We start from the raw sequence: 24,553 nt of genomic DNA on the forward strand, positions 1-24,553 counted from the left end.
ATGACCGCCACCGAGAGCATCACCACCGGCCGCGCCAAGCTCCGCACCGGCGTCTCGGCCGCCGCGCCCGCGAACGCCGCCAAGATCGGCGTCTCCGGCAAGGGCTTCAACCTGGTCGCCGGCATCATCCTGATCGTCTTCGCGATCATCTGGCTCATCCCCAGCCTGTTCGCCCTGAAGACGTCGCTGTCCGACAACGGCGTCGCCGCCCTCGGCGCGAACTCGATCCTGTCGAACTGGAACCCGACGCTGCACTCCTACGCGGCACTGTTCCAGGCCGGCGACATCTGGAACTGGTACCTCGCCAGCGCCATCACGAGCGTCGTCACGGCCGTCCTGACCGTCATGTTCGCCTCGATGGCGGCGTTCGCGTTGTCCCGCCTGGTGTTCCGCGGTCGGAACATCGCGTTCCTGCTCATCATCCTCGGGATCATGATCCCGACGCAGGTCCTGATCATCCCGATCTTCCAGGAGCTCAACGCCGTCGGCCTGCTGAACACCTACTGGTCGGTCATCTTCCCGCAGGTGCCGGCCGTGATCGCGGTGTTCATCTTCAAGCAGTTCTTCGACGGGATCCCGAAGGAGCTGGAGGAAGCGGCACGCATCGACGGCGCCAACATCTGGAAGATCTACTGGTCGGTCATCCTGCCGCTGTCGCGTCCGGTGATCGCCGCGGTGACGATCCTGACGTTCGTCGGTGTCTGGAACAACCTGCTGCTGCCGCTGTTCGTGCTGTCGAACCCGGACCTCATGACGATCCCGGTCGGACTCGCCACGGTCCAGGGCAGCTTCGGTCAGCGCTACGCGGACATCCAGGCCGGAGCGATCCTGGCGGCGTTGCCGCTGATCATCCTCTACCTGATCTTCCAGCGGCAGATCGTGGAGGGCGTGACGGGTTCCGGCCTCAAGGGCTGACGCCACCCCACGACGGACGGGAGGCCCGGTGCCAGCTGGCACCGGGCCTCCCGTCCGTCGGTCGGTCGCGTCTCGGGCGTGGGTCGCCTGCCGAGAACGGGCGTACCTGGCGGAAACGGGCGTACCTGGCGAGAAGTTCCGGGAAGGTACGCCCGGGAGCACCAGGCATCGCAGGCGCCAGGGGAAGGAACGAGCGCCGCTCAGGCGGAGACGGACTCCTTGGCCTCGTGCTTCCAGAAGCCCGAGAACGTGATGCGTGACTTCGGCAGACCCGCACGGTGCAGGTGCCGGCGCCCCTCGGTCGCGAGGGTCGACTCGCCGACCACGAAGGCGTAGCCCCGGTCGTCGACGGGCACGTGCCGCTGCAGCTCGGCGAGCGCGGCGCGACCCGGCACGGCGTGGTGGTCCACCTCGTCGCGGACGATCCACGTGACGGTCACCCCGCTGGGTGCGTCGATCTCGCGGACGTCCCCGGCAGTGGGGACCTCTTGGATGATGCGGCCGACGGTGTCCCGGGGCAGCGACGCGGCGATGCCGAGCACGCCGGGCAGGCCGGTCTCCTCGGCCGCGATGACGACCTCGCTGGTGTCGTCCGGGCAGTCGAAGATGCAGCCCTGGTCGAGCATCGCCAGCTGGTCACCCGGTCGGGCCGCACACGCCCAGATGGCGGCCCGGCCCTCGGGCTCGCCGTCGGCGTCGGTGTGCACGACGAAGTCGATGTCCATCTCGGCGGTGCCGTCGGGCATCGGGCGGAACGCGGCGACGGTGTAGTTCGCGCAGTGCGGGCGGACGTCCTCGGGGATGGCCAGGAACGTCGGCCACCACTTCTTGCCGTCCAGGTCCGGCATCCGGAACGCGTCCTGGTCCGGACGCCCGGTGAACAGGCGGAACCAGTGGTCGAAGCCGAGGAACGGGAACTCGTGCAGGTCGTCGCCGGTGACGGTGACGCGGTGCATCGACGGCGTGGTCCGCTCGGTCCGCAGGACCCGGGCGCGGAAGAGCCGGGGATTCTCGGGCAGGAGCCGCGGAGTCTTCGCCATGAGGCAAGGCTAACCTAAGATGTTCTCCGTGCCAGCCCCCTCTCCCACTCTGGCTTCCGTCCCGGAGGCCCGCGTCCCCGATGCGACCACCGCCCTCGGCGCCCACCGCACCGCCGTCCGCCGCCGCGTCCTGGTGATCGCCGCGCTGGTCGTCGTGCTGGTCCTGGTGGCGGTCGCGAGCATGCTCCTCGGCAGCAACCGGATCGGCGTCGACCGGGTGCTCGACGGCCTGTTGCGGACCGGGTCGACCACCGACGAGGCGATCGTCTGGGGCTCCCGGATCCCGCGCACGCTCATCGGTGCCGCAGTCGGTGCGGCCCTGGGGATCGCGGGGCTCCTGATGCAGGGGCACACCCGCAACCCGCTCGCCGACCCCGGACTGTTCGGGGTCTCGTCGGGTGCCGGGCTGGCCGTCGTCCTCGGCGTCTACGTGTTCGGCGTGACCAGCACCGGCGCGACGGTGTGGTTCGCCCTCGGCGGCGCGCTGGTCGCGAGCGTCGTGGTGTTCTCCGTGACCGTCGCGGGCAGCGGTACCGCCAGCCCGGTCCCGCTCGCCCTCGCCGGCGCCGCGGTCTCGGCCCTGCTGGGCGCGCTGACCTCGTTCGTCGTGCTGACCGACCAGGACTCGCTCGACGCGTACCGACTGTGGGTCGTCGGCTCCCTCGCCGCACGGCAGCTCGACGTCCTCGGCGCGGTGTGGCCGTTCCTGGTCGCCGGGCTGGTGCTCGCGGTCGTGAACGTCCGGGCCCTCGACGCACTCGGGCTCGGGTCGGACCTGGCGAAGGGCCTGGGCGAGAACGTGCTCGTCGCGCGGCTCGTCGGGCTCGGCGGCATCACCCTGCTCGCTGCCGGCGCGACCGCCGCCGCAGGCCCGATCGGCTTCGTCGGCCTGACCGTGCCGCACGTCGCCCGTGCACTCGTCGGGACCGGGCACCGGTGGACGCTGCCGGTGTCGGGACTCGTCGGCGCCGCGCTCGTCCTGCTCGCCGACGTCGTGGGGCGGCTCATCGGCGGGTTCTCGGAGGTCGAGGTGGGCATCGTCCTCGCCGTCATCGGCGGTCCGGTGTTCGTCGCCGTCGCCCGTCGCCGATCGCTGGTGTCCCTGTGACGGGCGCAGCGGTCCGTGCGCCCGGCCGCGCCGGCGTCCGCATCGGACCGATCGGCCTCGCCTGGCGCCCCCGGGTGTTCTGGTACACGGTCGCGTCACTCGGCGCCGTCCTGGTGCTCGTCGTCCTCGGCGTCGCGATCGGCTCCACCTGGATCGCCCCGGGCATCGTCGTCCGCTCCCTGGTCGGGCTCGAGACCGGCCCGGACGCCTTCATCATCACCACACTCCGACTGCCGCGCGTCCTCACCGGGGCACTCGTCGGTCTCACGCTCGGCATCGCAGGGGCGCTGACCCAGACCTTCACCCGGAACCCCCTGGGCACCCCGGACATCATCGGCGTGACGTCGGGGGCGAGCGTCGGCGCCGTGGCGGCCATCGTGCTCGGCGGTGGCACGTACTCGGTGTCCTCGCTCGTGCTCAGCGGCGGGATCCCGGTGGCCGCGACGATCGGTGCGTTGATCGCCGCCGCCGTCGTGTACGGGCTCGGCTGGCGCGGTGGGGTGCAGAGCTACCGGCTCATCCTGGTCGGCATCGGCGTCAGCGCGACCCTCGACGCGGTGACGAGCTACCTGCTCGTCCGCGCCAAGATCACCCTCGCCGCCGCCGCGTCGCAGTGGCTCGTCGGCAGCCTGTCGAGCACCTCGTGGTCGAGCGTCTGGCCGCTGCTCATCGTCGCCGCGGTCGCGGTGCCGATCGCCCTGGCGACGAGCGCGGCGCTCGGCATCGGACAGCTCGGTGACGAGGTCGCCACCGGGGTGGGGCTCGCCGTGCAGCGGCACCGCCTGCTCGTGATCGCGCTGGCCGTCGTGCTCACCGCGGCTGCCGTCGCCGCTGCGGGGCCGGTCGGCTTCGTGGCGTTCGTGGTCCCGCAGGTGGGGCTCCGGCTGGCCGGCACGAACCGCCCGCCCCTGCTGCTCGCCGGGCTGCTCGGCGCCGCACTCGTCCTCGCCGCTGACCTGCTGTCGCGCGCCGCGTTCCCGTGGCAGGTGCCCGTCGGCATCATCACGACCGTGATCGGCGCCCCGTACCTGATCTGGCTCCTCATCCGTCACCGCAAGGAGATGTCCCGATGACTCCCCTGTCCAGCACGACGCCGTCCACCGCCCCGCTGTCCACCAACCCGCTGTCCGCCCCGGTCCTCGAGGCCCGCGGCCTGTCCGTCGGCTACGACCGGCACCCGGTGCTGACCGACCTGGACCTGCGGGTCGAGCGGGGCACCGTGACGACGTTCCTCGGCGCGAACGGCTGCGGCAAGTCGACCCTGCTCAAGGCCTTCGGTCGGGTGCTGAAGCCGCAGTCCGGCGAGGTCCTGCTCGACGGCGCCCCGATCCGCAAGGAGCCGAACCGCCAGGTCGCCCGGAAGCTCGCGATCCTGCCGCAGTCCCCCGTCGCCCCCGCCGGCACGAGCGTGCTCGACCTGGTGATGCGCGGGCGCAACCCGCACCAGTCCTGGGCGAAGCCGTGGACCGCGGACGACGCCGACGTGGCCGAGCAGGCCATCGCGGCGACGGGGCTGACCGACGTCGCGCACCGCGATGTCGCGAGCCTGTCGGGCGGGCAGCGCCAGCGTGCGTGGATCGCCCTGGTGGTCGCGCAGCAGGCCGACACGCTGCTGCTCGACGAGCCGACGACCTACCTGGACCTCGCACACCAGCTCGAGGTCCTGCGCCTGGTGCGCCGACTCAACCGCGAGCAGGGCTCCACCATCGTGATGGTCCTGCACGACCTGTCGCTCGCGGCCCGGTTCTCCGACCGGCTCGTCGTCCTGCACGACGGCGGCGTCGCCGCCGACGGCGCACCGCACGAGGTGCTGACCCCCGCGTTGCTCGAGCGCGCCTTCGGGCTGCACGCGCGCGTGTTCCCGGACCCCGTGACCGGCGCCCCGATGATCGTGCCCGAGGCCGACGAGCACGACCCGTCGCTGCACCGTGAACGCGACACCGTGCTGGCGGGCGCGACAGACTTAGGTTAGCCTCTCCTAACGTGAAGCTCTCCCGACGCGGCTCCCTCCGAGCCACCCTCCTGACCTCCGTGGCCGTCTCGGCCCTCCTCCTCGCCGGCTGCTCGAGCACCGACTCGAACGACTCCGACGGTGACACCTCGGCGTCGAAGGCCTGGTCCTACGAGGACGCCACCGGCACGACCGTCAAGGTCGACCACACGCCGAAGCGCGTCGTCGTGCTGAACGACATCGCGATCTCGTTCATCGAGTACGGCCTGAAGCCGGTCGGCACCTTCGGCCAGCTGACCATGGCGAAGGACGCCCGCTTCGACGACCTGGACACCGAGGGCATCACGCAGCTCGGCACCGGGTACGGCGACATCGACCTCGAGAAGCTCGCCGCGCTGAAGCCCGACCTGGTCGTGACCTCGGTGTACCCGACCGACGAGAAGGGCACGCTCGACGACACGCAGCCCGGCTACGGCTTCAAGGACAACGAGCAGGAGAAGCAGATCGAGGCCATCGCGCCGGTCGTCCAGGTCAAGTGGGGCGGCAAGGGCGAGGACGTCATCGAGAAGATCGCCGACCTGAGCGAGTCCCTCGGTGCCAAGGAGTCGACGATCGAGGCCGCCGAGAAGCGCTTCGACACCGCCGGCGACGAGCTCGAGAAGGTCGCGAAGGAGCAGGACCTGTCGGTCGTCTCCATGTACGCCGACGGTGACGGCGCCTACGTCACCCGCCCGACCGACGAGCCGCTGCTGCAGATGTACTCGTCGTTCGGTGTCGACTTCGTGAACCCGAAGCCGAAGGGCTTCTACTGGGGCATCTACTCGTGGGAGAACGCGGGCCAGATCAAGGCCGACGTCCTGCTGCTGTCCCAGCAGGGCTACCAGGTCGCGGACCTCGAGAAGCAGCCGACCTTCGCCGACAACGCGGCACTCGAGGCCGGCCAGGTGCACAGCTTCACCTTCCCCGCGCTCGACTACGCCTCGCAGGCCGGCTACATGACGGAGCTCGCGGGCTGGCTCGAGGACAGCAAGAAGCTCTCCTAGGACGCAACCAACGATCAGACGGGAGGCCCGTTGCCAGCTGGCAACGGGCCTCCCGTCCGTTCTGTGGTGCGTCTCGGGCACGTGACCCGCTGCTGTCGTCAGCCCACCGGCAAGGCGGCGTTCACCGCGGTCTGCGCATCGCGCCAGACGGCTGCGCGGGACCCCGCGTAGGTGCCGCCCTGACCGTTCGAGTAGTACCGCAGGTTGTGCTTCCCGCCGTCGGTGTTGCCCTGCCAGTACGCGGTCACCGCGCGCGAGCTCCCGCCGACCAACCACACCTGGTCGGCGGCGTCGGCCGTACCGGTCTTGCCGAACAGCGTGGTGCCGTCCGGGGTCTGGCCGCCGCTCGCCGTGCCGCCCCGGAACGCGCCCTGCATGACCTCGAACGCGGTCGCCGCGGTCTGCGGCGAGACCGCCTGCGAGCAGGTGCGCGGCTGCCCGCCGAGCTCCGTACCGTCCGGTGCGGTGACCTGGTCGATGACGACCGGCGCGCAGTACCGACCACCGTTCGCGACGCCCGCGTACGCCGCCGCCATCGTCAGCGGCGCGATGCTCTCGGTGCCGAGCAGCGACGCGGGATTCCACGGCAGCTCGCCGCCGGCGGCCAGGTGCACACCGAGGCGCTTCGCGACGTCGCGGATGTCGCACAGGTCGAGCTGCGCCGCCATCGACTGGTAGGCGGCGTTCACGGACTGGGCCGTGGCCGAGCGGACCGAGTACGGCCCCTTCTGGCCGGGCGAGTCGTTCTTCGGCTGCCAGAAGGCCGTCGTCTGCTCGCCGCACGCCGTCCACGTGCTCTGCGGGTGCGGCGTACCGTTCACGACCGTGTCCGGGCTGCGGCCGGCCTCGAGCCACGCCAGCAGCGTGAACATCTTGTACGTCGAGCCGGTCTGGAAGCCCGTCGAATCGCCGTCGGCCTGGTCGACGGCGTAGTTCAGCGACGTCGCCGTCGGTGGCGCCTGCTCCGACCGGTCGTAGTCGGTGTTCTGCGCCATCGTGAGCACCCGGCCGGTGCCCGCCTCGACGGTGTTCAGCGTCGCGCCCAGCGCGAGACGAGTCTCGGTCTTCGGGTCGTACCGGTCGAGCAGTTCCTTCTGCTTCGCGTTCAGGTCGAGGTCGAGCGTCGTCTGGATGCGGTACCCACCCGTCCGCCAAGCATCGGCGCGCTGCTGCTTCGTCGCGCCGAGCTGCGGCAGACGTGCGGCGACGCGCTTGGCGTAGTCGCAGAAGAACTCCGCCCCGGTCTCGACGGCCTCGCACCCCTGCTGCGGCGCGGTGATCCGGACGGAGTCAGCCAGCCGCGACAACCGTGCCGTGCGGTACTCGTCGGTCGTCAGGTGCCCCTGCTCGTGCATCGAGCGGAGGATCACGTTCCGCCGCGCGGCGTTGTCGCGGTAGTGGTCCGGCGTGGACAGGTCGCGGCGCTCCGGCCACTGCACGATCGCGATGAGCGACGCCGCCTCGGCCGGGGTCAGGTCGGTGGCGGACTTGCCGTAGTAGTGCTGCGCGGCCGACTGCACGCCGTAGGTCTGGTCGCCGAAGTACGCGATGTTCAGGTACGCCGTCAGGATCTGCTCCTTGGTGTACTTCTTCGCAAGGCCGATCGCGAGCTTCATCTCGGCGAGCTTCCGCTGGGGCGACCGCTTCGTCGCCTCCTTGTAGCCGGCCCTCTGCTCCTCGAGCGTCGGCAGCTCGCTCGCCCGCTGGATCTTGATGTTCCGGACGAGCTGCATCGTGAGCGTCGAGCCACCCGAACCGCCCTCGCCCTGCGATGCGGCGACGCTCACCAGGGAGCGGACCATCGACGTCGCGTCCACACCACCGGTCTCGTAGAACCGCTTGTCCTCGCCGTCGACCGCAGCGTGCTTCAGCTGGTCGCTGATCTGGTCGAACGACAGCTCCTGCCGGTCCTGCGCCCACACGTTCGCCAGGTGCACCGGTTCGCCACCGCGGTACGCCCAGACCTGGTTGCGCTGCGGCAGGTCCCCGATCTCGATGTGCTCCGGCAGCGACTCGAACATCCCGATCGCCGACGTCGTGCTCACTCCGGCGACCGCGATCATCGGCGTCACGCCGACCCCGACCATCAACCCGGCGAGCACACTGCCGCCCACGAAGCCGAGCGCGGCTCCCCCTGCACGTCTCATCGTCATCGCTCTGGATCCCCCGTGGTGCATCACCGCACCGATCTGGTGCGGTCGTTCGGGAGCGTCCCAGCCGATCTCGGGCGGCCGCCGGGACTTCGCCGCGGAACACCGCCGTGTCCGCTGGGAAAGCGCCCGTCGTGACGGGATCGTGACGTCAATGGGTCGAGTGGTCACCTTGCGTCGCCGGGACGGTGCCTGCGAGCAGTTCGAGCACGCCGTCCGGGAACACCGGGACGTCCGTGTCGACGGGCGCCCAGCGCACCGGGCTGCCCTCGTCCAGCACCACGAGTTCAGCGTCGAGCGGCACCGCGTCCAGGTCGGCCAACCGGACGGCGAACACGTGGACGTACTCGTGTCCGGGCTGCCCCTCGTACTCGAACAGGTTCTCGAGGACACCGAGCAGCCGGACCTCGTCAAGGGCGACGTCGAGCTCCTCGCGGAACTCCCGGCGGAGCACCTGGACCGCGGTCTCGCCAAACTCGATGCCGCCGCCGACTGCACGGTGGAACCGGAGGTCCCGCACTCCGTCGAACGACTCGGACAGCAGCACGTGGCCGTCCTTGACCGGCAGCCCGACCGCGATGTTCCGGATGCTCCCCATCACGCCACTCTGCCACCGGTGCGGGTTCGGTAGGTTCGGACGATGCACCACATCCGCTCGATCGTCACCCTCGCGATCGTCTTCCTCGGTCTGGGCTTCCTGCTCACCGCCGGTGGTTCCATCTGGACGATCCTCACCCCGGACGGCACCGGCGTGAACTTCGCCGCGGGGTTCATGTACATGGGCGGCATGGTCGTCGGCATCGCCGGGATCGCACTCGGGGTCGCCGCGCTCGTGACCGTCGCCCGGGCGGCGAAGCGCTTCGGCCGCTAACCGGCGAGCGCCTCGGCAGCAGCAGCCCACCCGGTGGGGTCGTCTTCCGGAGGGATGAACAGCATCGTGTTCCAGAGCACCAGGACGTCCCACCACGCGAGCTCGTCGGCAGTGAGCGCACGCACCGAGCGGTAGCCGTCGAGCAGCTGCCGATGGACAGCTTCGGGGACCGGCCCCCAGTCGTGGAAGAGCGTCCCGAGCAGGACGGCCGACCGCGCCAGTTCGACGATGCGGTGGTCGAGCCGCAGGTCCTCGAAGTCGATGACGGCGACGACGCCCGAGTCAGCGCACAGGACGTTCGCCGCCCGGTAGTCCCCGTGCACGATCTGGACCGGCAGGTCGTCGGACGGCGCGGCCGTCAGCAACCGTCGCAGCGCCACCCGGGCACGGTCCGGCACGTGCGTCGTCGCACCGTCGAGCCAGCCTGCGATCTGCTGCAGGAGCGGGGTCGGCGGCGGGCGCACGCCGGCTGCACGCGCCCGATCGGGGCTGTTGCGCAGAGCGTCGTGGATGCGGGCGAGCGTCGCCCCGGCGGCGTGGACCTGTGCCGGGTCGCGGACGTCCAGCGGTGTTCCGTCGATGACGCGTTGGAGCCCCATCGAGACCTCGTCGTGCTCGACCTGCAGTCGTCCGTCGAGCGTCGGCACCGGGGCCGAGACGGGCAGGCCGCGCTCCCCGAGCCACGCCGTGAGGTCCGCTGCGAACGCCAGGCGCTCGAATCCCTCCGGCGCGATCGACCACTTCAGGAGCATCCGCCCCTCGGCGGTCGAGACCCAGGCGAGCGCGTTGTGGTCGCTCATCACGATGCGTTCGCAGGTATCGACGCGCACACCCCACCGCCGCTCGAGTGTCCGGACGACCCAGTCGTCCGCCGCAGCGGCGTCCGTGAAGCCGAAGCGGTCGCGCAGGACACGGGCTTCGTCGCCCCGTTCCCACAGCAGCTCGAGTGTCATCAGCCCACCCTCGCAGGTCGCGCTACCATCCGGTACCGGTACACGCACGGAAGCGAGTCGCCATGACCTCCCAGAGCACGAGGGTCCTGCACGTGATGTGCACGGTGTTCCTGTTGGGCGCCTTCCTGTCGGTCGGGATCGGTGGGTGGTCGCTCGCGAACGACACCGGGGGCGGTGCGAACATCGGCGGCGGCATCCTGATGCTGTTCGGCTACCTGCTCGGTCTGATCGGCATCGCGCTCGGGGTCGCCACGCTCGTCGTTGACACCGTGTCGCGGCGACGGTCACGCACGCGCAGTTGACGGCTCAGCGGCGGCGGGCTCGGAGCCGCTGGACGCCCACCCATCCGGCGACCACGAAGCACCCGAGCGCCAGGACGTACGAGACGAGCAGGTCGGCCCACGTGCGCGGGTTGATCGATCCGTCGGGCAGCCGCTCCTGGAGTTGGAACGACGTCGGGAACAGCCAGTACGACGTCGCGTAGACCGTCAGTGCCAGCCCCACGACGACGGAGCCGAGGGTGATCCACCGTGCGGTGCGCCGTTCGAGGCTCATGCGGTCGCCGCCTTCGCGGCACGCCGTGATGCCGACCGTGGCGGGTTCGCGCGGAGGTGCTCGCTGATGCGTCCGAGGATCCGGGCGAGGTCGCTCGCGTCGTCGTCGGAGATCGGTGCGAACAGGAGCCCGTGCACCGTGGCGATGTGGCCGGGGAACACGTCGGCCAGGACCGCGCGCCCCGCGTCGGTGATGGCGACGACGGTGCTGCGTTCGTCGTCGGGCGATGGCGACCTGGTGACCAGGCCGCGCTGTTCGAGCAGTTGTGCCTGGTAGGTGAGCCCGCTGCGGCTGTAGACGACGCCGTCAGCCAGGTCCGTCATGCGCAGGTGCCCCTCCGGAGCATCCCCCAACCGGGCCAGGAGCTGGAACTGCACGGTACTCAGCCCGCCGACGTCGCGGAGCTGCTTCTCGACGGCCGGACGGAGCAGCGCCCCCACCTCGGTGAAGGCGAAGTACGCGCCGAGCTGCGTCGGGGTCAGTGCCGTCGGAGTGTCCGTCATGCATCGATCCTAACGGTTGCTTCGAGTTCGAATCAGTGTTAGCGTCTCCGACAAGCGCTTCGAATTCGAAGCAAACAGGAGAGGGCATCACCATGAAGGCAGTGCAGTTCCACGAAGTCGGCGGACCCGAGGTCCTCCAGTACGGCGAGATCGAGCAGCCGGTCCCCGCCGCAGGGCAGGTGCGACTGCGCGTCGCAGCCTCCGCCTACAACGCGGCCGACAACGGCATGCGAGCCGGCTTCCTCCCGATCCCGATCGAGCTGCCGCACGTCCCCGGCTACGACGTCTCCGGCACGGTCGACGCGATCGGCGACGGCGTGACCGGTGTGTCCGTGGGCGACGCCGTGATCGCGTTCCTCCCCATGGAGCGCGACGGCGGCGCCGCCGAGTTCGTCATCGCGCCGGCCGAGGCCGTCGTGGCCGCCCCCACGGGCATGCCGCTGGCCGATGCCGCCGCCCTGCCGTCCGTCGCACTGACCGCGTGGCAGGCGCTCTTCGACGACGGTCACCTGCGCTCCGGGCAGCGCCTGCTCGTCATCGGTGCCGGTGGGGTCGTCGGCAAGTATGCCGTCCAGCTCGCGAAGCGCGCCGGGGCACACGTCATCGCGACGGCCAGCCCCCGCAGCGCCGACGCCGTGCGCGCCGCCGGAGCCGACCAGGTCATCGACCACACCGACACCGACGTGCTCGGCGCACTCGACGGTCAGGTCGACGTGCTGCTCAACCTGGCGGCGATCGATCCCGAGCAGTTCGCGGCGGACGTCGCAGCGGTCCGCGACGGCGGGGTCGTCGTGAGCACGACGGCGTTCATGGCCACCCCGGGTGACGAGTCCCGAGGCGTGCGTGCAGCGACCGTGTTCGTCCTGCCGAACCGCGAACGCCTGGCGGAGCTCGTCGCACTGGTGGACGCCGGGGCCCTGACAGTCGAGGTCACGCGGCGCATCCCGCTCGCCGAGCTCCCCGCACTGCACGCCGAGGGCGCGGCCGGTCGGATCGCCGGCAAGGTCATCGTCCTGCCCTGACCCGGATCACGGGACGGACCAGTGCCCGGGGCGCTCCAGATCGTCGGGGAGCACCGTGGACGCGTCGCCCTGGGCAGCGTTCACCTGGGGCTGAGTCAGGAACACCGCGTTCGACAGGTCCGCTCCCCCGAGCCGGGCATCGCGCAGGTCCGCCCCGAGCAGGTCCACGCCCGACAGGTCGCAGCCCCGCAGGTCCGCGGCGATCAGGACCGCACCGCGCAGGTCGGCCCCGGCCAGGGAACGGGCACGGAGGTCGCAGCCGGCCAGGTCTGCCGACGGGTGCAGGTCACCGACCGCGTCGCCGGCGGCGGGGTACCCACCTCGGGCCTCCGCGCTGACGTCGATCAGGACAGAACGGACCTCGGACCGGAGCGACTCGACGTCCACCGCGAGGACGTCGGCCAACTCGCCGTCGAGGATCTGCTGGATGCGGACCCGGAGCACCGTCGGCACTTCCGCCGACCCCAGAGTCGTCGAGCGGGACACCGCCTCGGCCAGGTACCAGAGCATCTCGTGGAGCTGCCGGGCGACGGCGAAGGCCCGGAACATCTCGGGCTTCGAGTCGGGTTCGTCGACCCAGCTCGTGCCGTCGAACAGGACCTGCGAGACGTACTGGCCGGCCCCGAAGCAGTCGAAGGTGGTGCATCCGGTGAAGCCCCGTGGGCGGAGGGCCTGGTGGATCGTGCAGGAGAAGTCGTCGGCCAGGTTGCGGCACGGTGTCCCTGCGGGCTTGTCGATCGGGAAGTCGCTGGACCGCTGGAACCCGAACGCGGTGCAGCAGAGGGCGAAGCAGTCACCGCACGAAGCGCGGAGCCCCGAGCGGTCGGCGGAACTGGGTGGGCTCTGCGTCACAGAGCGGGAGAACGTGTCACTGCGGCCAGGCTAGCGGCGCGCGACTGCGCCCGTCCGCAGTCCCGTCGCGTACGGTGCACCTGTGACCAGAACCCCGGCAAGACCGCACCGCCTCGTGCTGATCGCCGCCGCCGTCGTGCTGGTGATCGGCATCGTGCTCCTGTTCACCCCGTGGGACGGGCTGATCCCCGTGCTCGCCTGGGTGCTCATCGTGGCGTCCATCACCCTCGGCGCGATCACCCTGTTCTTCTCGCGCGCTCCCCGCAGCTGAGCACGCCCGCGCCGCGCGATCGGCGCCCCGTCAGGACCGCGGCACCAGTCCGTGCTCGTAGGCGAAGATCACCGCGTGCACCCGGTCGCGCAGCCCGAGCTTGCCGAGCACTCGCCCGACGTGGGTCTTGACCGTGGACTCGCTGGTCACCAGGTGCGCGGCGATCTCGGGGTTCGACAGCCCGCGGGCCATCGCGAGCAGCACGTCGCGCTCACGCGGGGTCAGGGGCTCCAGCGGGTCCGGACCCGCCGGCCGGTCGTCCGGCAGCACGGAGCCGAAGAGCTCGAGCATCCGCCGCGTCACCCGCGGTGAGACGGCGGCCTCGCCCGCTGCCACCGACCGGACGGCGTCGAGGAGCTGCGCGGCGCTCACGTCCTTCAGCAGGAACCCGCTTGCCCCGGCACGCAGGCCACCGAACGCGTACTCGTCCAGGTCGAAGGTCGTCAGCACGAGCACGCGGGTCTCGGGGACCTGCTCGACGATCGCGGCCGTCGCCGTGACGCCGTCGACGTGGGGCATCCGGACGTCCATCAGCACGACGTCCGGACGCAGGGCACGGACGAGCCGCACGCCCGCACCGCCGTCGCCGGCCTCACCGACGACCTCGATGTCGGGTTGCGCCTCGAGCAGCAGCCGGAACCCGGTCCGGATGAGTTGCTGGTCGTCGACGATCGCGACGCGGATCATCGGTCCTCCGTCCTGACCGGGATCGTCGCCCGGATCTGCCAACCGTCGGTGCCGTCGCGGGAGCCCGCGCGAACCTGCCCACCCAGCGCGCGGATGCGCTCCTCGATCCCGATGAGCCCTCGACCCGACCCCCCTGGGGCGTGCGCCGACCCGTCGGGCCGAGCCGGGTCTCCCGTCCGACCGTCGTCGGTGACGACCACGGTGACCTCGGTGGCGGACGCGGCCACCTGGACGTCCACCGATCGGACGTGCTGCGCGTGCCGGGCGGTGTTGGTGAGGCCCTCCTGCACGACCCGGTACACGGCGAGCTGCAGGGCGTCGTCCTCGGGGACGACGCCGACGAGCTCGAGGGCGACGGGCGTGCCCAGCGCACGGAACCGGTCGACGAGTTGCGGGACGTCGTGGACGCCCGGCTGCGGCGCGAGCGCGGGTTCCCCGTCGCCGCCGAGCACCCCGAGCATGCGGCGCATGTCCCCCATCGCGCCGCGGCCGACGTCGGCGACTCCGCGCATGGCCGTCGTCGCTGCGGACTCGGCCCCGCCGGACGACGGCCCGGCGGAGGCCCCGGCCGCCGCGCCCTCGGCCAGCCGCACCATCACCGTGAGCGAGTGGGACACGATGTCGTGCATCTCGCGCGCGATCCGGGCCCGCTCCGCGGCGGTGGCGAGCTGCGCCTGCTGGTCGCGCTCCCGGGCCAGCTGGTGCGCGCGGTCGATCAGGGCCTGCGTGTAGCGACGGCGGTTGGCGACGTTGATCCCGATCAGCACCGCTGCGAGCAGGAAGGCCGTGGGCTGGGGGTACAGGACGTCGGCGAGCCCGCCGGACCCGGGCGCGACCACCCAGACGCGCAGGGCCGTTGCCCCGGCGGCCAGCACCGTGGCGACCGCAGCCGTCCACCATCCGGCGGCACGCGACCACCACACGGTCGCGGCGTAGACGGTGAAGAGCACCGGCGAGTACCCGGCCTGGGTCCACGTCATCGCGACGACGGATGCGAGGCCGAGCACGGCCGTCGCCGCGGGGTGCGTGCGCCGGAGCGGGATGCCGGAGACGGCGATGACCACGAGGACGACGACCGTGAGCCGAGCGGCGGGGCTCCCGTCGACCTGCCACGCACTCCGGAACGCCACGAGGACCTCGATCGCGCCCCAGAAGACCATGAGCAGCGCATCGGTCAGGACCGGGTGGCGCGCCCAGAACCGCCGGAGTCGGCCGGGTGCGTCGGGCAGGGCGATGCCCCCGGCGCCGTCCTGGACGGCACCGGGGGCGAGGTCGGCAGAGGTCACGCGTCCCGCTTCTCGACCAGGGCGAGCGCCGTCACCGAGGCGACGACCACCCAGGCCAGCAGTACCGCGAATCCGCTCCATCCCCCCAAGGCTAGGACGCCGTCGTGCCACCCCGACGTCACCTCGGTGCCGAACTGCATGAGCGGTTGGCCGGCGTTCTGCGGCAGCAGGTTGGTCAGCGTGCCGAGCCACTCCGCTCCGGTGAACGACTGCACCAGCTGCACCACGACCGGGGCGACGAGCATCAGCCCGAGCACACCCGCGATCGCCCCGGCGGTGGAACGCAGGACCACCCCGACCGCGAAGGCGAGCAGCGCGATGAGCGTCAGGTAGACCGAGGCGCCGAGCAACGGCATCGCGACGCTCGCGTCCAGCGACGCCTCGACGTTCCGCCCCGCCGCGATCGGCAGGGTGATGAAGGCGGTTGCCCACACGCTCACGGCGCTCGTGACGAAGACGACCACGGCGAGGACGATCGCCTTCGCCGCCAGCGCGACCGACCGCCGCGGGACCGCCGCGAACGAGGAGCGGATCATGCCGGTGCCGTACTCGCCGGTGACCACGAGAGCGCCGATCACCGCGACGATCAGCGACGAGAGCATCGTGCCGCTCGTGCAGTACTGCACCAGGGCGTTCCGCGCCGCGTCGCCGGTGAGCCCCTGCCGGCCGGTGTCCGCGAAGGCCGCCAACAGCACGCCGATGCCGATCGGCAGGACGAGCACCAGCAGGAAGCTCCACGCCGTCGACCGCAGCGAGCGGAGCTTGATCCACTCCGAGCGCAGGACGCCGGAGAAGTGGATGCCGGACGAGTGGATGCCGGACGAGTGGACGCCGGACGAGTGGCTGCCGGCTCCGTCGTGCCGCGGCGGGGTGTTGCTCGTGACCGCGCTCACCGGGCCACCTCCGATCGGTACTCGACCTGGTCGTGCGTGAGTTCGAGGTAGGCCTGCTCCAGGCTCGCCTCGGTGGTGGCGAGCTGGTGCAGGACGATGCGGGCAGCACCCGCTGCCTCACCGATCTGCTCGGCACCGAGGCCGCGGACCTGCAACGACCCGTCGCCCTCGTAGCCGATGGTGACGTCCGGTCCGGCGATCGCGTCGAGGAGCCGCTCGGGCTCCGGCGTCCGCACGGTGACCGACCGCTCCGTGGCGGCGGCCACCAGGTCCGCGATGTCCGTGTCCGCGAGCACGCGGCCGCGGCCCATCACGACGATGCGGTCGGCGGTCAGGGCCATCTCGCTCATCAGGTGGCTCGAGATGAACACCGCACGCCCCTCGGCGGCCAGGCTGCGGGCGAGCCGACGCACCCACACGACGCCCTCGGGGTCGAGGCCGTTGACCGGCTCGTCGAGGATCAGCGTCTGCGGGTCGCCGAGCAGGGCCGCCGCGATCCCGAGCCGCTGCCCCATGCCGAGCGAGAACCCGCCGACGCGCTTCTTCGCGACGTTCTCGAGGCCGGTCATCCCGATGACCTCGTGCACGCGGGCCGCCGGGATCCGGTGCGTCGCGGCGAGCGCCGACAGGTGGTCGAAGGCGCTGCGGCCCTTGTGGACGGCCTTCGCCTCGAGCAGCGCGCCGACGCGACGCAGTGGGTCGCGCAGTTCACGGTAGGGGCGCCCGTCGACGTGGGCGGTACCCGAGGTGGGCCGGTCCAGCCCGACGACGGCGCGCATCGTGGTGGACTTGCCGGCGCCGTTCGGACCGAGGAAGCCGGTGACGACGCCGGGACGCACCGTGAAGGACACGTCGTCGACGGCGACCTTCTCGCCGTAGCGCTTGGTGAGGTTCTGGATCTCGATCATGCGGCAACGGTACGGAGACGGCCGGGTCCGGCACATCGCCGTCGCAGACGATCTCCGCGGGGCGGTCGTGGTACCCCGGTACCACCCGCAGCGGTGCCGGATACGGTGGGGACATGGTCGTCCAGCGCTGGCACGAGGACGTCCTCGGGGCGCCCTACGAGCGACTCGAACTCCCGCTCGGCACCGACCCCGAGGGGCCCGTCGTCGCCACCCTGGTCCGTCGTCGCCACACCCCGACCGACCTGTTGCTGCACGGGCGCGGACCGCTGCACGGCGCTGACGTGCTGTACGTGCACGGGTGGTCGGACTACTTCTTCCAGACGGAGCTCGCCGAGCGGCTCGAACGGCTCGGTGCCCGCTTCCACGCACTGGACCTGCGGAAGTACGGCCGGAGTCTCCGCCCGCACCAGACCCCGGGCAACGTCGACGACCTGGCGGTGTACGACGAGGACATCGCCGCTGCGCTCGACGCCGTCTCCGCCGAGCACCCCGGCCCCGGCGAGCGGCGGCTCGTGCTGATGGGGCACTCCACCGGCGGTCTGACGCTGTCGCTCTGGGCTGCGCGGCACCCGGAACTCGTCGACGGGATCATCCTGAACAGTCCTTGGCTCGAGTTCCAGGCGACCGCCGTGGGCCGGGCGATCGTCGCGCCCGTCATCAAGCTCGGCGCGAAGCGGAACCCCCTCGCTCCGATGCCGGCCGTCGACCCCGGGTTCTACACGCGCACCGTGTCGGCTGCCGGCGAAGGCACGTGGACGTACGACCAGCAGTGGCGGCCGGACCGCGGGTTCCCCCTGCACCCCGGGTGGCTCGCGGCGGTGTTCGCGGGACAGGACAAGGTCGAGCACGGGCTCGGCATCCAGGTCCCCGTGCTGGTCATGCTCAGCGACAAGAGCATGTTGCAGCCCCGGTGGGACCCCGGGATGGCGCACGCCGACGTCGCGCTGAACGTCGACACGGTGGCGCACCGCGCGCTGTCGCTCGGTGACGAGGTCACGGTGCGGCGGCTCGCCGGCGCGGTCCACGACGTGGTGCTGTCCGCGCCCGACGTGCGGGAGCAGGCGTACGACGCGATCGGGCGGTGGGCCACGACGTTGCTCCCCCGCTAGCGTGGCGGGATGACCGACCGCTCCGTCCGGCTGACCCGCCTCGACCCGACCGGGGTCGACCACGACGCCCTCGTCGACTTCCTGTCGACCGAGGAGTTCCCCTTCCACGTGCGGCGGACGTGGAGCCGGGCGGACGCCGTCGAGGCATTGGACTCCGGGTCCTACCGCGACGACGAGCACGACTCCTACTGGATCGACCACGCGGAGCACGGTCGCGTCGGGTTCGTCCGGCTCGAGGACCTGGAAGACCCGGTCCCGCTGTTCGACCTGCGCATCGCCGGTGCGTTCCGCGGTCGCGGACTCGGCGTCCCGACGCTGCGCGCGGTCACCGACCACGTCTTCGGCACCCTGCCGTCGGTGACCCGGTTCGAGGGGCAGACCCGCGAGGACAACACGGCGATGCGCCGGGTCTTCGTGCGCGCTGGGTGGGTCAAGGAGGCGCACTACCGCGAAGGGTGGCCGATCGAGGGCGGCCGCGCGGTCGCGTCGGTCGGCTACGGGATCCTGCGCCACGACTGGGAGACGGGCGAGACGACGCCGGTGCCGTGGGACGACGACGTGCTCCCCGACGACTGAGCGGACGGGAGGCCCGGGTGACGCCCGCCACGCATCCTCCAGCCCGCAGGGCGGATGCGTCCAGTGCGCGAAGCGCGATCAGCCGCCGGTGGCCGTCCGGAGCGCGCTGCACGTGCGCCGGAACGCCGCGCTGAGCGACTCCCCCGCTGGGTGCTCCGCCCACGCGTCGAACGCGGCGCGCAGCGCGAGCAGGGCCAACGGCACCGCGAACCGGTCGGCGCCCTGCCACGCCGACTGCAGCTCGAGCGTCCGTGCGGCGTCCCGCTCGAGCACGGCGGACAGCAGTGCCGGGTCGGCGACGAGCAGTGCGCGCACCCGGACCAGGCGGTCGAGGTCGTCGCTCCGGTCGCGTTCGAACACCACGAGCACCTCGGCGATCACCTCGGTCAACGCGGCGAACGTCACCGGGCCGGTCACGGCGTCGGTGACGGCGTCGTGGACGTCGCGCGAGACGAACAGGAACGCGTCGACCTTCGAGGCGCAGTACCGGAAGAACGTGCGCTCGGTGATGCCCGCCTCGGTGGCGATCTCGGCGCCGGTGACGAGGTCGAACCCGCGCGCGCCGACCAGCGCGACCGCGGCGTCCTCGACGGCACGCTCCGTCGCCCGGCGGTTCTGCGCTCGGCGGTTCTGCGCCCGGACCTCCGTCACGACACCGACCGCGCGGAGACCGTCTCGCGCTGCCAGAGCGCCGGCAGCCGGAGGTCGACACCGTCGGCGTCCGCCAGCCGTGTGAACGCGCGCATCGTGACGTCGAGGCGGTCGAGCTTCTTCGGCAGGGGCGTGAGCGGACGGGTCAACGGACGCCAGAACGCGTCCCAGTGCACCGGCCGGACGACGCTCGGACGCAGGGCGCCGACGGTCTCCTGCCAGTACTGCTCGATCCAGGCCGTCGGCTTCGCACCGGCGGCGCCCGCACCCAGGTAGACGGTGTCGGCGTGGAGCCCCGCGAACGCTCCGGGGATGAAGTTCGCCGTGGGGTGCACCAGTACGGAGCCGTCCGGGTGCTCGAACAGGAACGAGGAACACCCGCCGGTGCGGAAGTCGCGCATCCGGGCCGGCAGGGTGACCGGCTCGGTGATCTCGCCCGGCACCGCATCGCCGTCGCTGTGCAGCGCGTGCAGCGGCGTGACCGTGAAGGCCCCCACCGCGAACGACTCGCGATCGTGGAGGTCCCGGAAGGGCACCCGGTCGAGCCCGTACCCGGTGGCGATCATCCGGGTGGACGCCGAACCGCCGAGTTCCGCCCCGGTGCGGTCCGCGACCACGGGGGCGTCGAGGGCGTGGTCGGCGTGCGAGTGGGACACGAGCACGGCATCGAGGTGGTCGACGTCGAACCGGGCGAGCGCGTCCTCGATCCGGGTGACGTCCGGGCGGAGCCGGCCGAGCATCAGCCGCGGGAACGAGGGCCGGCTGAAGAAGCCGTCCACGAGCAGCGAAGTCGTGCCGTCGGAGACGAGGACGTTGGACACCCCGCCGAAGACCGTGGTGACGCTCATGCGTGGGCACCGCCGAGCACGTCGTCGAGCAGCCGCATCGTGCGCGCGGCGTCCTCCATCGCGAGGTCGTGGTGCACCCCGGCAACCCGTTCGACGTCCCATCCGAGGCGCTCGTACACCGGCACCTCGGCCTCGGGCACCACGTGCCGGCCGTCGTCGGTCAGCACGAGCGTCGACCGTACGAACGGAGCGGTCGGCGCCACCGGGGTCGTCGCGACCTCGCGCAGGACGTCGCGCAGCATCGTGCGGTCCCAGTGCCGGTGGCTCTCCTCGGCACGGGCGACGTTCGCCGGACCCCACCGCGGATCGGTGCGGTCGTACGCCTTCACGAGCAGGGGCTGCAGACCCGGCAGCGCCCAGAACGCCCGACCGAGCACGCTCCGCCCCGGTGCCCGCAGGTGGAAGCCGGGGTCGAGGTACACGGCGCGGGCAGGGCGGAGCCGGTCGACGGCGTCGAACAGGACCCGTCCGCCGAGCGAGTGCCCGACCACGGCGTCGAGGCCCTGCGGCAGCGTCTCGGCGAGGTCGTCGGCGAACGCGGCGAGCGTGTACGACGCCGCGCGGTCGCTCTCGCCGTGACCCCGGAGGTCCGGCACGAGGAACGTGTACCGGTCCGGGTCGGCGTGGGACACGAGGTCGCGCCACACCAGCGCCGAACCGAGGATGCCGTGCACGAGTCCGACCCGGACCGGGCCGTGTCCGTGGGTCTCGACGTGGAGCTGCATGCGCACTCGATTCTGTCAGTGACTGACAGAATACATGCTCAAGCGGGGCGACTGAAGAGGTTCGCGAGGTTACGGTCGGGGTCGCGGAACAGCGCCGACCGGTTGCCCCACGGCATCGTCGTCGGCGGCAGCACCACGTCGTCGAGATCACCACGCAGCCCTGCGAACACGGCGTCGACGTCGGCCACCACGAACTCGAGGAACACGCCGCCGTTCGTGCCGGGCTCCGGCGCAGCCGGTCCGAGCATCGCCACGGTCGCGGGCGTCGCGAGCGCCAGGACCAGTCCCCCGGTCACGATCTCGGCGAAGACCGGGGCCGGCCGCCGTGCCGTGGTGCCGGTGACAAGCTCGTAGAACCGCACCATCCCGTCGAGGTCGTCGGTGATGATCCGGATGGATGCGAACTGCATGGTGAGCCCTCCTGGCCGGCCACCGTGACCGGACTCGTCGAGCCTGCGGGACCACCGCGACAGCGTCCTGTCGGTGTTTCGGTGGATCAGCACGCGGATCGGGCGGCTCAGTCGCCGAGCACCGGACGCAGCACGCCGTGCGGGATGTCGAGTTCGTCGAGGTGGACCACCCGCGGCGGTGCCGGCTCGTCGGTCTCCTCGACCGCCAGCACCCGGTCACCGCGGAAGGCCCGGACGCCGTCACGCAACCGGCACCACGCGACGAGGTACCAGTCCTCGCCCTTCCCGATGTACCCGAGCGGTTCGACGACGCGATCGGTCTCCGCGCCCGCTGCGTCGCGGTACCGCATCCGGACGACGCGCCCGCCGGTCAGTGCACCGGCGAGCGCCGTGGGAGCAGGTGTGCGCTCCCCCGACTCGAGCAGGTGCACCCGGCTCGCGAGCCGCGCTGCCCGTCGGGCGTCGTCCTCGGCCAGCACCGCGGTGACCTTGCGGGCGGCGCTGCGAGCCGCGTCCCGGAAGGGGCTGGAACCGAGCGTGCCGAGGCCGATCGCCACCGCGAGCGCCTCGTCGACGGTCAGCCCGAGCGGCGGGAGCGTCGCACGGGCGTCGATCGTGTACCCGCCGGTCCTGCCGGGCTCGGCCCAGATCGGCACGCCGGCCTGCTGCAGGGTCAGCAGGTCCCGCTCCACCGTGCGCACGCTCACCCCGAACCGCTCGGCGAGACGGCGTGCGCTCCGCAGGGCGGGCGCCGCGGCGCGGAGCTCCTCGACGAGCGCGTACAGGCGGTCGGTCCGGTTCACGACGCGACCATAGCCCGTGACGCGACCGGCATCGGACGGGAGGCCCGTGGCGACGCCGCCACGGGCCTCCCGTCCGCCATGCCGCCACGCGCAGGGCGCGGGTCGCGTCAGGAACGCGACAAGCGTTCGACCGTGGCGTGGGCGCCGTCGGCGATGAGCCCGTCGAGAGCGTCGCGGTACGCCGCGACGAACCGCTCGTCGTCGATCAGGTCGCCGAAGACCTGGCGGTTCGCGATGAAGGCGAGCCGGTCGTCGCGCTGGGTGAGCGCGATGCGGTGCAGCGGTTCGGCCAGCCGGTCGACGATCTCGATCGGCTCGCCGGACTCGTCCGTGCCCTCGTCGTAGCGCGCCCACGACGCGACGATGCCGGCGGACAGCGTGACGGGGCGGTCGGCGGCGAGGTTCTCGCGCACAACGGGCAGCAGCCACTTCGGGATCCGGTCGCTCGACTCGGCGCAGAGCCGGGCCAGGGTGTCGCGGACCTCGGGGTTTTGGAAGCGCTCGATGAGGGTGGACTTGTAGTCCTCGAGGTCGATGCCGGGTACGGGGTGCAGGGTCGGCGAGCCCTCTTCGTCCATGTACCGGCGCAGGAAGGTGGCGATCGCCGGGTCCTGCGTGGCCTCGTGCGCGTACCGGTACCCGGACAGGTACCCGAAGTAGCACAGGCCCTGGTGCGAGGCGTTGAGCAGCCGGAGCTTCATGAGCTCGTACGGCTCGACGTCCTCGACGATCTGCACGTCGGCGTCCTGGTACGGCGGGCGCCCCGCGGGGTGGTCGTCCTCGAGCACCCACTGGAAGAAGGGTTCGGCGACGACGGGCCAGGCGTCCTCGATGCCGAGCTCGTCGCGGACCCAGGCGCGGTCCTCGTCGGCGGTGACCGGCGTGATGCGGTCGACCATCGAGTTCGGGAACGACACGTGCTCGTCCATCCAGTCCGCGAACGCCGGGTCCTGCAGGCGCGCGTAGGCGGTGAACATGTCACGGGCGACGTGGCCGTTGCCCTGGATGTTGTCGCACGACATCACGGTGAACGGCTGCTCGCCGCGGTCACGCCGTCGACGCAGGGCTTCGACGACGAGGCCGAACACCGTGCGGGGCGGGCCGTCACCGCGCAGGTCGGCCGCGACGCCGGGTTCGTCCGCGACGAACTCGCCGGTGACGTGGTCGAAGTTGTAGCCGCCCTCTGTGATGGTCAGGCTGACGATCCTGGTGTCCGGGTGCGCCATCTTCTCGACCACGGCGTCCGGGTCGTCGACCGCGAGCAGGTAGTCGACGATGCTGCCGACGACGCGGGACTCGCGGGTGCCGTCCGGGTGCTTGAGGACGAGCGTGTAGAGCCCGCCCTGCTCCGCCATCGCGGTGGCCATCCGGCGGTCCTGTTCGAGGACACCGACGCCGCAGATGCCGTACTCACGCGCTTCGCCCTGCTGGAGCAGTCGGTCGATCACCATCGCCTGGTGCGCACGGTGGAAGCCGCCGACGCCGAAGTGCACGATGCCGGCGGTGATCCCGCTGCGGTCGTAGGTCGGGACGGCGACGCCGCTCGCGGCGATCTCGTCGAGGGTCTCCGGGGACAGGCGGACGGGCATCGGGTACTCCTTCGTACGGCGGGCGTGCTGGCGGTCGCGCCGCCGGTCGCACCGGCGGTCGTGCTGGGTGCAGTCAACCACGTGCACATCTGTTCAGAACCGTGTTTCCACCGCGGGGTACGAACCTGAAGATGTACTCCTGCTCGTTGCACCGAGTGCATCGATGCACCTAGTGTTCTCATCTGTGACCCTCACGACCGACCGCCGCGCCGCCCTCAAGGCGAAGCACCGTGCGGCGATCCTGCAGGCCGCTCGTGACCTGATCGACGAACGCGGCGGCCGTGAGTTCAGCGTCGACGACCTGGCGGCGCGGGCCGACATCGCCCGGCGCACGGTGTTCAACCACTTCGCCTCGCTCGACGAGGTCCTGCTGGCCGTGTGCGAGCAGGAACTGTCCGTGATCATCGACCGGTTCCTCGCCGACATGGCGCGCACCCCGATCGGCGACGGCAGCCGGGCCTCGATGTTCGACGAGCTCGAGTCCGCCGCACGCGGCGCCGACCTGGCGGCCGCGATCTCGAGCATGTACCGGATCCTCGGCGACCCGGGCAAGGACGACCCGAAGGCCGCGGTCCTCACCCAGACGGCGTTCTCCCGGGTCACCGAGCGACTGCGTGACGAGGTCGCACGCCGCTACCCGGCGGCCGATCCCCTCGATGCCGCCCTGCTCGTCGAGTCGCTCATGAGCGGCATCGTCGTGATCGCGGAACACTGGCTGGCCACCTCCGGCCCCGCGATCGACGAGCAGTCCGTCGCCGACTGGGACGCCCTGCTGGCACGACTCGTGCACAGCGTCCGCAGCGGCTACATGCCCACCGACTGACACGTCCCTCC

Annotated in this window: 29 protein-coding genes; 12 read left to right on the forward strand and 17 right to left on the reverse strand. The window is 71.6% G+C overall.

The features are described 5' to 3' along the window. Positions 1-915: a carbohydrate ABC transporter permease gene (locus EDF63_RS16635; protein WP_123314121.1), complete on the forward strand. Its 915-nt coding sequence runs from the start codon at positions 1-3 to the stop codon at positions 913-915. 200 nt (positions 916-1,115) lie between these two features. Here EDF63_RS16635 and EDF63_RS16640 read toward each other — a convergent pair whose 3' ends face one another. Beyond that, a complete protein-coding gene (locus EDF63_RS16640) occupies positions 1,116-1,955 on the reverse strand; it encodes a siderophore-interacting protein (RefSeq protein ID WP_123314122.1) in 840 nt (279 codons plus the stop codon). 28 nt (positions 1,956-1,983) lie between these two features. On the opposite strand from EDF63_RS16640, the gene EDF63_RS16645 reads away from it, so the two are divergent. From EDF63_RS16645 to EDF63_RS16660, 4 genes are read left to right on the forward strand one after another with little or no spacing between them, the layout of a single operon-like run. Next, entirely contained in the window at positions 1,984-3,063 is a 1,080-nt protein-coding gene (locus EDF63_RS16645; RefSeq protein WP_260233148.1) for an iron ABC transporter permease, read from the forward strand. Next, complete coding sequence (locus EDF63_RS16650; protein ID WP_260233149.1) at positions 3,060-4,136, forward strand: iron chelate uptake ABC transporter family permease subunit; 1,077 nt, start codon at positions 3,060-3,062, stop codon at positions 4,134-4,136. The genes EDF63_RS16645 and EDF63_RS16650 overlap by 4 nt, the downstream gene beginning before the upstream one ends. Then, positions 4,133-5,035 carry an ABC transporter ATP-binding protein gene (locus tag EDF63_RS16655; protein ID WP_260233150.1) on the forward strand — a complete coding sequence of 301 codons (903 nt, stop codon included), beginning with the start codon at positions 4,133-4,135 and terminating at the stop codon, positions 5,033-5,035. The genes EDF63_RS16650 and EDF63_RS16655 overlap by 4 nt, the downstream gene beginning before the upstream one ends. An 11-nt stretch (positions 5,036-5,046) precedes the next feature. After that, positions 5,047-6,057: an ABC transporter substrate-binding protein gene (locus tag EDF63_RS16660; protein WP_123314124.1), complete on the forward strand. Its 1,011-nt coding sequence runs from the start codon at positions 5,047-5,049 to the stop codon at positions 6,055-6,057. A gap of 98 nt (positions 6,058-6,155) precedes the next feature. Here the strand turns inward: EDF63_RS16660 and EDF63_RS16665 are convergent, their stop codons facing one another. Further along, positions 6,156-8,210 (reverse strand): transglycosylase domain-containing protein, encoded by a 2,055-nt coding sequence (locus tag EDF63_RS16665; RefSeq protein WP_260233151.1) that lies wholly within the window; start codon positions 8,208-8,210, stop codon positions 6,156-6,158. A 148-nt stretch (positions 8,211-8,358) separates the two neighbouring features. Then, positions 8,359-8,805 (reverse strand): NUDIX hydrolase, encoded by a 447-nt coding sequence (locus EDF63_RS16670; RefSeq protein WP_123314126.1) that lies wholly within the window; start codon positions 8,803-8,805, stop codon positions 8,359-8,361. Positions 8,806-8,847: 42 nt separating this feature from the next. Between EDF63_RS16670 and EDF63_RS16675 the strand changes: the two genes are divergently transcribed. Next, entirely contained in the window at positions 8,848-9,078 is a 231-nt protein-coding gene (locus EDF63_RS16675; protein WP_123314127.1) for a hypothetical protein, read from the forward strand. Here the strand turns inward: EDF63_RS16675 and EDF63_RS16680 are convergent. After that, positions 9,075-10,031: a phosphotransferase gene (locus EDF63_RS16680; protein ID WP_123314128.1), complete on the reverse strand. Its 957-nt coding sequence runs from the start codon at positions 10,029-10,031 to the stop codon at positions 9,075-9,077. The genes EDF63_RS16675 and EDF63_RS16680 overlap by 4 nt on opposite strands. 62 nt (positions 10,032-10,093) lie before the next feature. Here EDF63_RS16680 and EDF63_RS16685 point away from each other — a divergent pair, with 62 nt between their 5' ends. Beyond that, positions 10,094-10,333, forward strand: a complete 240-nt coding sequence (locus EDF63_RS16685) for a hypothetical protein (RefSeq protein WP_123291904.1) — start codon at positions 10,094-10,096, stop codon at positions 10,331-10,333. Positions 10,334-10,337: 4 nt separating this feature from the next. Here the strand turns inward: EDF63_RS16685 and EDF63_RS16690 are convergent, their stop codons facing one another. Both EDF63_RS16690 and EDF63_RS16695 read right to left on the reverse strand, forming a co-directional pair. Further along, complete coding sequence (locus tag EDF63_RS16690) at positions 10,338-10,586, reverse strand: hypothetical protein (protein WP_123314129.1); 249 nt, start codon at positions 10,584-10,586, stop codon at positions 10,338-10,340. Beyond that, positions 10,583-11,089 (reverse strand): MarR family winged helix-turn-helix transcriptional regulator, encoded by a 507-nt coding sequence (locus EDF63_RS16695; RefSeq protein WP_123314130.1) that lies wholly within the window; start codon positions 11,087-11,089, stop codon positions 10,583-10,585. Before EDF63_RS16695 ends, EDF63_RS16690 begins: the two co-directional genes overlap by 4 nt. Before the next feature lie 92 nt (positions 11,090-11,181). On the opposite strand from EDF63_RS16695, the gene EDF63_RS16700 reads away from it, so the two are divergent. Then, positions 11,182-12,111 (forward strand): NADP-dependent oxidoreductase, encoded by a 930-nt coding sequence (locus EDF63_RS16700; RefSeq protein WP_185021483.1) that lies wholly within the window; start codon positions 11,182-11,184, stop codon positions 12,109-12,111. A 6-nt stretch (positions 12,112-12,117) separates the two neighbouring features. Here the strand turns inward: EDF63_RS16700 and EDF63_RS16705 are convergent, their stop codons facing one another. Beyond that, positions 12,118-12,963, reverse strand: a complete 846-nt coding sequence (locus EDF63_RS16705; RefSeq protein WP_123314131.1) for a pentapeptide repeat-containing protein — start codon at positions 12,961-12,963, stop codon at positions 12,118-12,120. Positions 12,964-13,045: 82 nt separating this feature from the next. Between EDF63_RS16705 and EDF63_RS18450 the strand changes: the two genes are divergently transcribed. Next, the gene (locus EDF63_RS18450; protein ID WP_148061809.1) at positions 13,046-13,234 is read left to right on the forward strand and encodes a hypothetical protein; all 189 of its coding nucleotides are present in this window, start codon (positions 13,046-13,048) and stop codon (positions 13,232-13,234) included. 30 nt (positions 13,235-13,264) lie between these two features. On the opposite strand, the gene EDF63_RS16710 is transcribed toward EDF63_RS18450, so the two are convergent. From EDF63_RS16710 to EDF63_RS16725, 4 genes are read right to left on the reverse strand one after another with little or no spacing between them, the layout of a single operon-like run. Beyond that, positions 13,265-13,921 carry a response regulator transcription factor gene (locus EDF63_RS16710; protein WP_123314132.1) on the reverse strand — a complete coding sequence of 219 codons (657 nt, stop codon included), beginning with the start codon at positions 13,919-13,921 and terminating at the stop codon, positions 13,265-13,267. Beyond that, positions 13,918-15,207 carry a sensor histidine kinase gene (locus EDF63_RS16715; protein WP_123314133.1) on the reverse strand — a complete coding sequence of 430 codons (1,290 nt, stop codon included), beginning with the start codon at positions 15,205-15,207 and terminating at the stop codon, positions 13,918-13,920. Before EDF63_RS16715 ends, EDF63_RS16710 begins: the two co-directional genes overlap by 4 nt. Next, on the reverse strand, positions 15,204-16,100 hold the full coding sequence (locus tag EDF63_RS16720; protein WP_185021484.1) for an ABC transporter permease subunit: 897 nt from the start codon (positions 16,098-16,100) through the stop codon (positions 15,204-15,206). Before EDF63_RS16720 ends, EDF63_RS16715 begins: the two co-directional genes overlap by 4 nt. Beyond that, positions 16,097-17,008: an ABC transporter ATP-binding protein gene (locus EDF63_RS16725; RefSeq protein ID WP_123314135.1), complete on the reverse strand. Its 912-nt coding sequence runs from the start codon at positions 17,006-17,008 to the stop codon at positions 16,097-16,099. The genes EDF63_RS16720 and EDF63_RS16725 overlap by 4 nt, the downstream gene beginning before the upstream one ends. Positions 17,009-17,121: 113 nt before the next feature. Between EDF63_RS16725 and EDF63_RS16730 the strand changes: the two genes are divergently transcribed. Beyond that, the gene (locus tag EDF63_RS16730; protein WP_123314136.1) at positions 17,122-18,117 is read left to right on the forward strand and encodes an alpha/beta hydrolase; all 996 of its coding nucleotides are present in this window, start codon (positions 17,122-17,124) and stop codon (positions 18,115-18,117) included. Between the two features lie 9 nt (positions 18,118-18,126). After that, positions 18,127-18,693, forward strand: coding sequence for a GNAT family N-acetyltransferase (locus EDF63_RS16735; protein WP_123314137.1), 567 nt, complete (start codon positions 18,127-18,129; stop codon positions 18,691-18,693). Positions 18,694-18,771: 78 nt separating this feature from the next. Here EDF63_RS16735 and EDF63_RS18790 read toward each other — a convergent pair whose 3' ends face one another. The 6 genes from EDF63_RS18790 to EDF63_RS16765 form a co-directional block, all read right to left on the reverse strand. Beyond that, complete coding sequence (locus EDF63_RS18790) at positions 18,772-19,344, reverse strand: TetR family transcriptional regulator (protein WP_185021485.1); 573 nt, start codon at positions 19,342-19,344, stop codon at positions 18,772-18,774. Continuing rightward, positions 19,341-20,192, reverse strand: a complete 852-nt coding sequence (locus tag EDF63_RS16745) for an MBL fold metallo-hydrolase (protein ID WP_123314138.1) — start codon at positions 20,190-20,192, stop codon at positions 19,341-19,343. The genes EDF63_RS18790 and EDF63_RS16745 overlap by 4 nt, the downstream gene beginning before the upstream one ends. Further along, a complete protein-coding gene (locus EDF63_RS16750) occupies positions 20,189-20,917 on the reverse strand; it encodes an alpha/beta fold hydrolase (protein ID WP_123314139.1) in 729 nt (242 codons plus the stop codon). Before EDF63_RS16750 ends, EDF63_RS16745 begins: the two co-directional genes overlap by 4 nt. A gap of 38 nt (positions 20,918-20,955) precedes the next feature. After that, positions 20,956-21,327: a VOC family protein gene (locus EDF63_RS16755; protein WP_123314140.1), complete on the reverse strand. Its 372-nt coding sequence runs from the start codon at positions 21,325-21,327 to the stop codon at positions 20,956-20,958. 107 nt (positions 21,328-21,434) lie between these two features. After that, a complete protein-coding gene (locus EDF63_RS16760) occupies positions 21,435-22,130 on the reverse strand; it encodes a YafY family protein (RefSeq protein ID WP_123314141.1) in 696 nt (231 codons plus the stop codon). Positions 22,131-22,237: 107 nt separating this feature from the next. Next, a complete protein-coding gene (locus EDF63_RS16765; RefSeq protein ID WP_123314142.1) occupies positions 22,238-23,719 on the reverse strand; it encodes a mannitol dehydrogenase family protein in 1,482 nt (493 codons plus the stop codon). A 184-nt stretch (positions 23,720-23,903) separates the two neighbouring features. Between EDF63_RS16765 and EDF63_RS16770 the strand changes: the two genes are divergently transcribed. Then, positions 23,904-24,542, forward strand: coding sequence for a TetR/AcrR family transcriptional regulator (locus tag EDF63_RS16770; protein ID WP_185021486.1), 639 nt, complete (start codon positions 23,904-23,906; stop codon positions 24,540-24,542). The last annotated feature ends 11 nt before the right edge of the window (positions 24,543-24,553 follow it).

It is taken from the genome of Curtobacterium sp. JUb34, from assembly GCF_003755065.1.
GTDB lineage: Bacteria > Actinomycetota > Actinomycetes > Actinomycetales > Microbacteriaceae > Curtobacterium.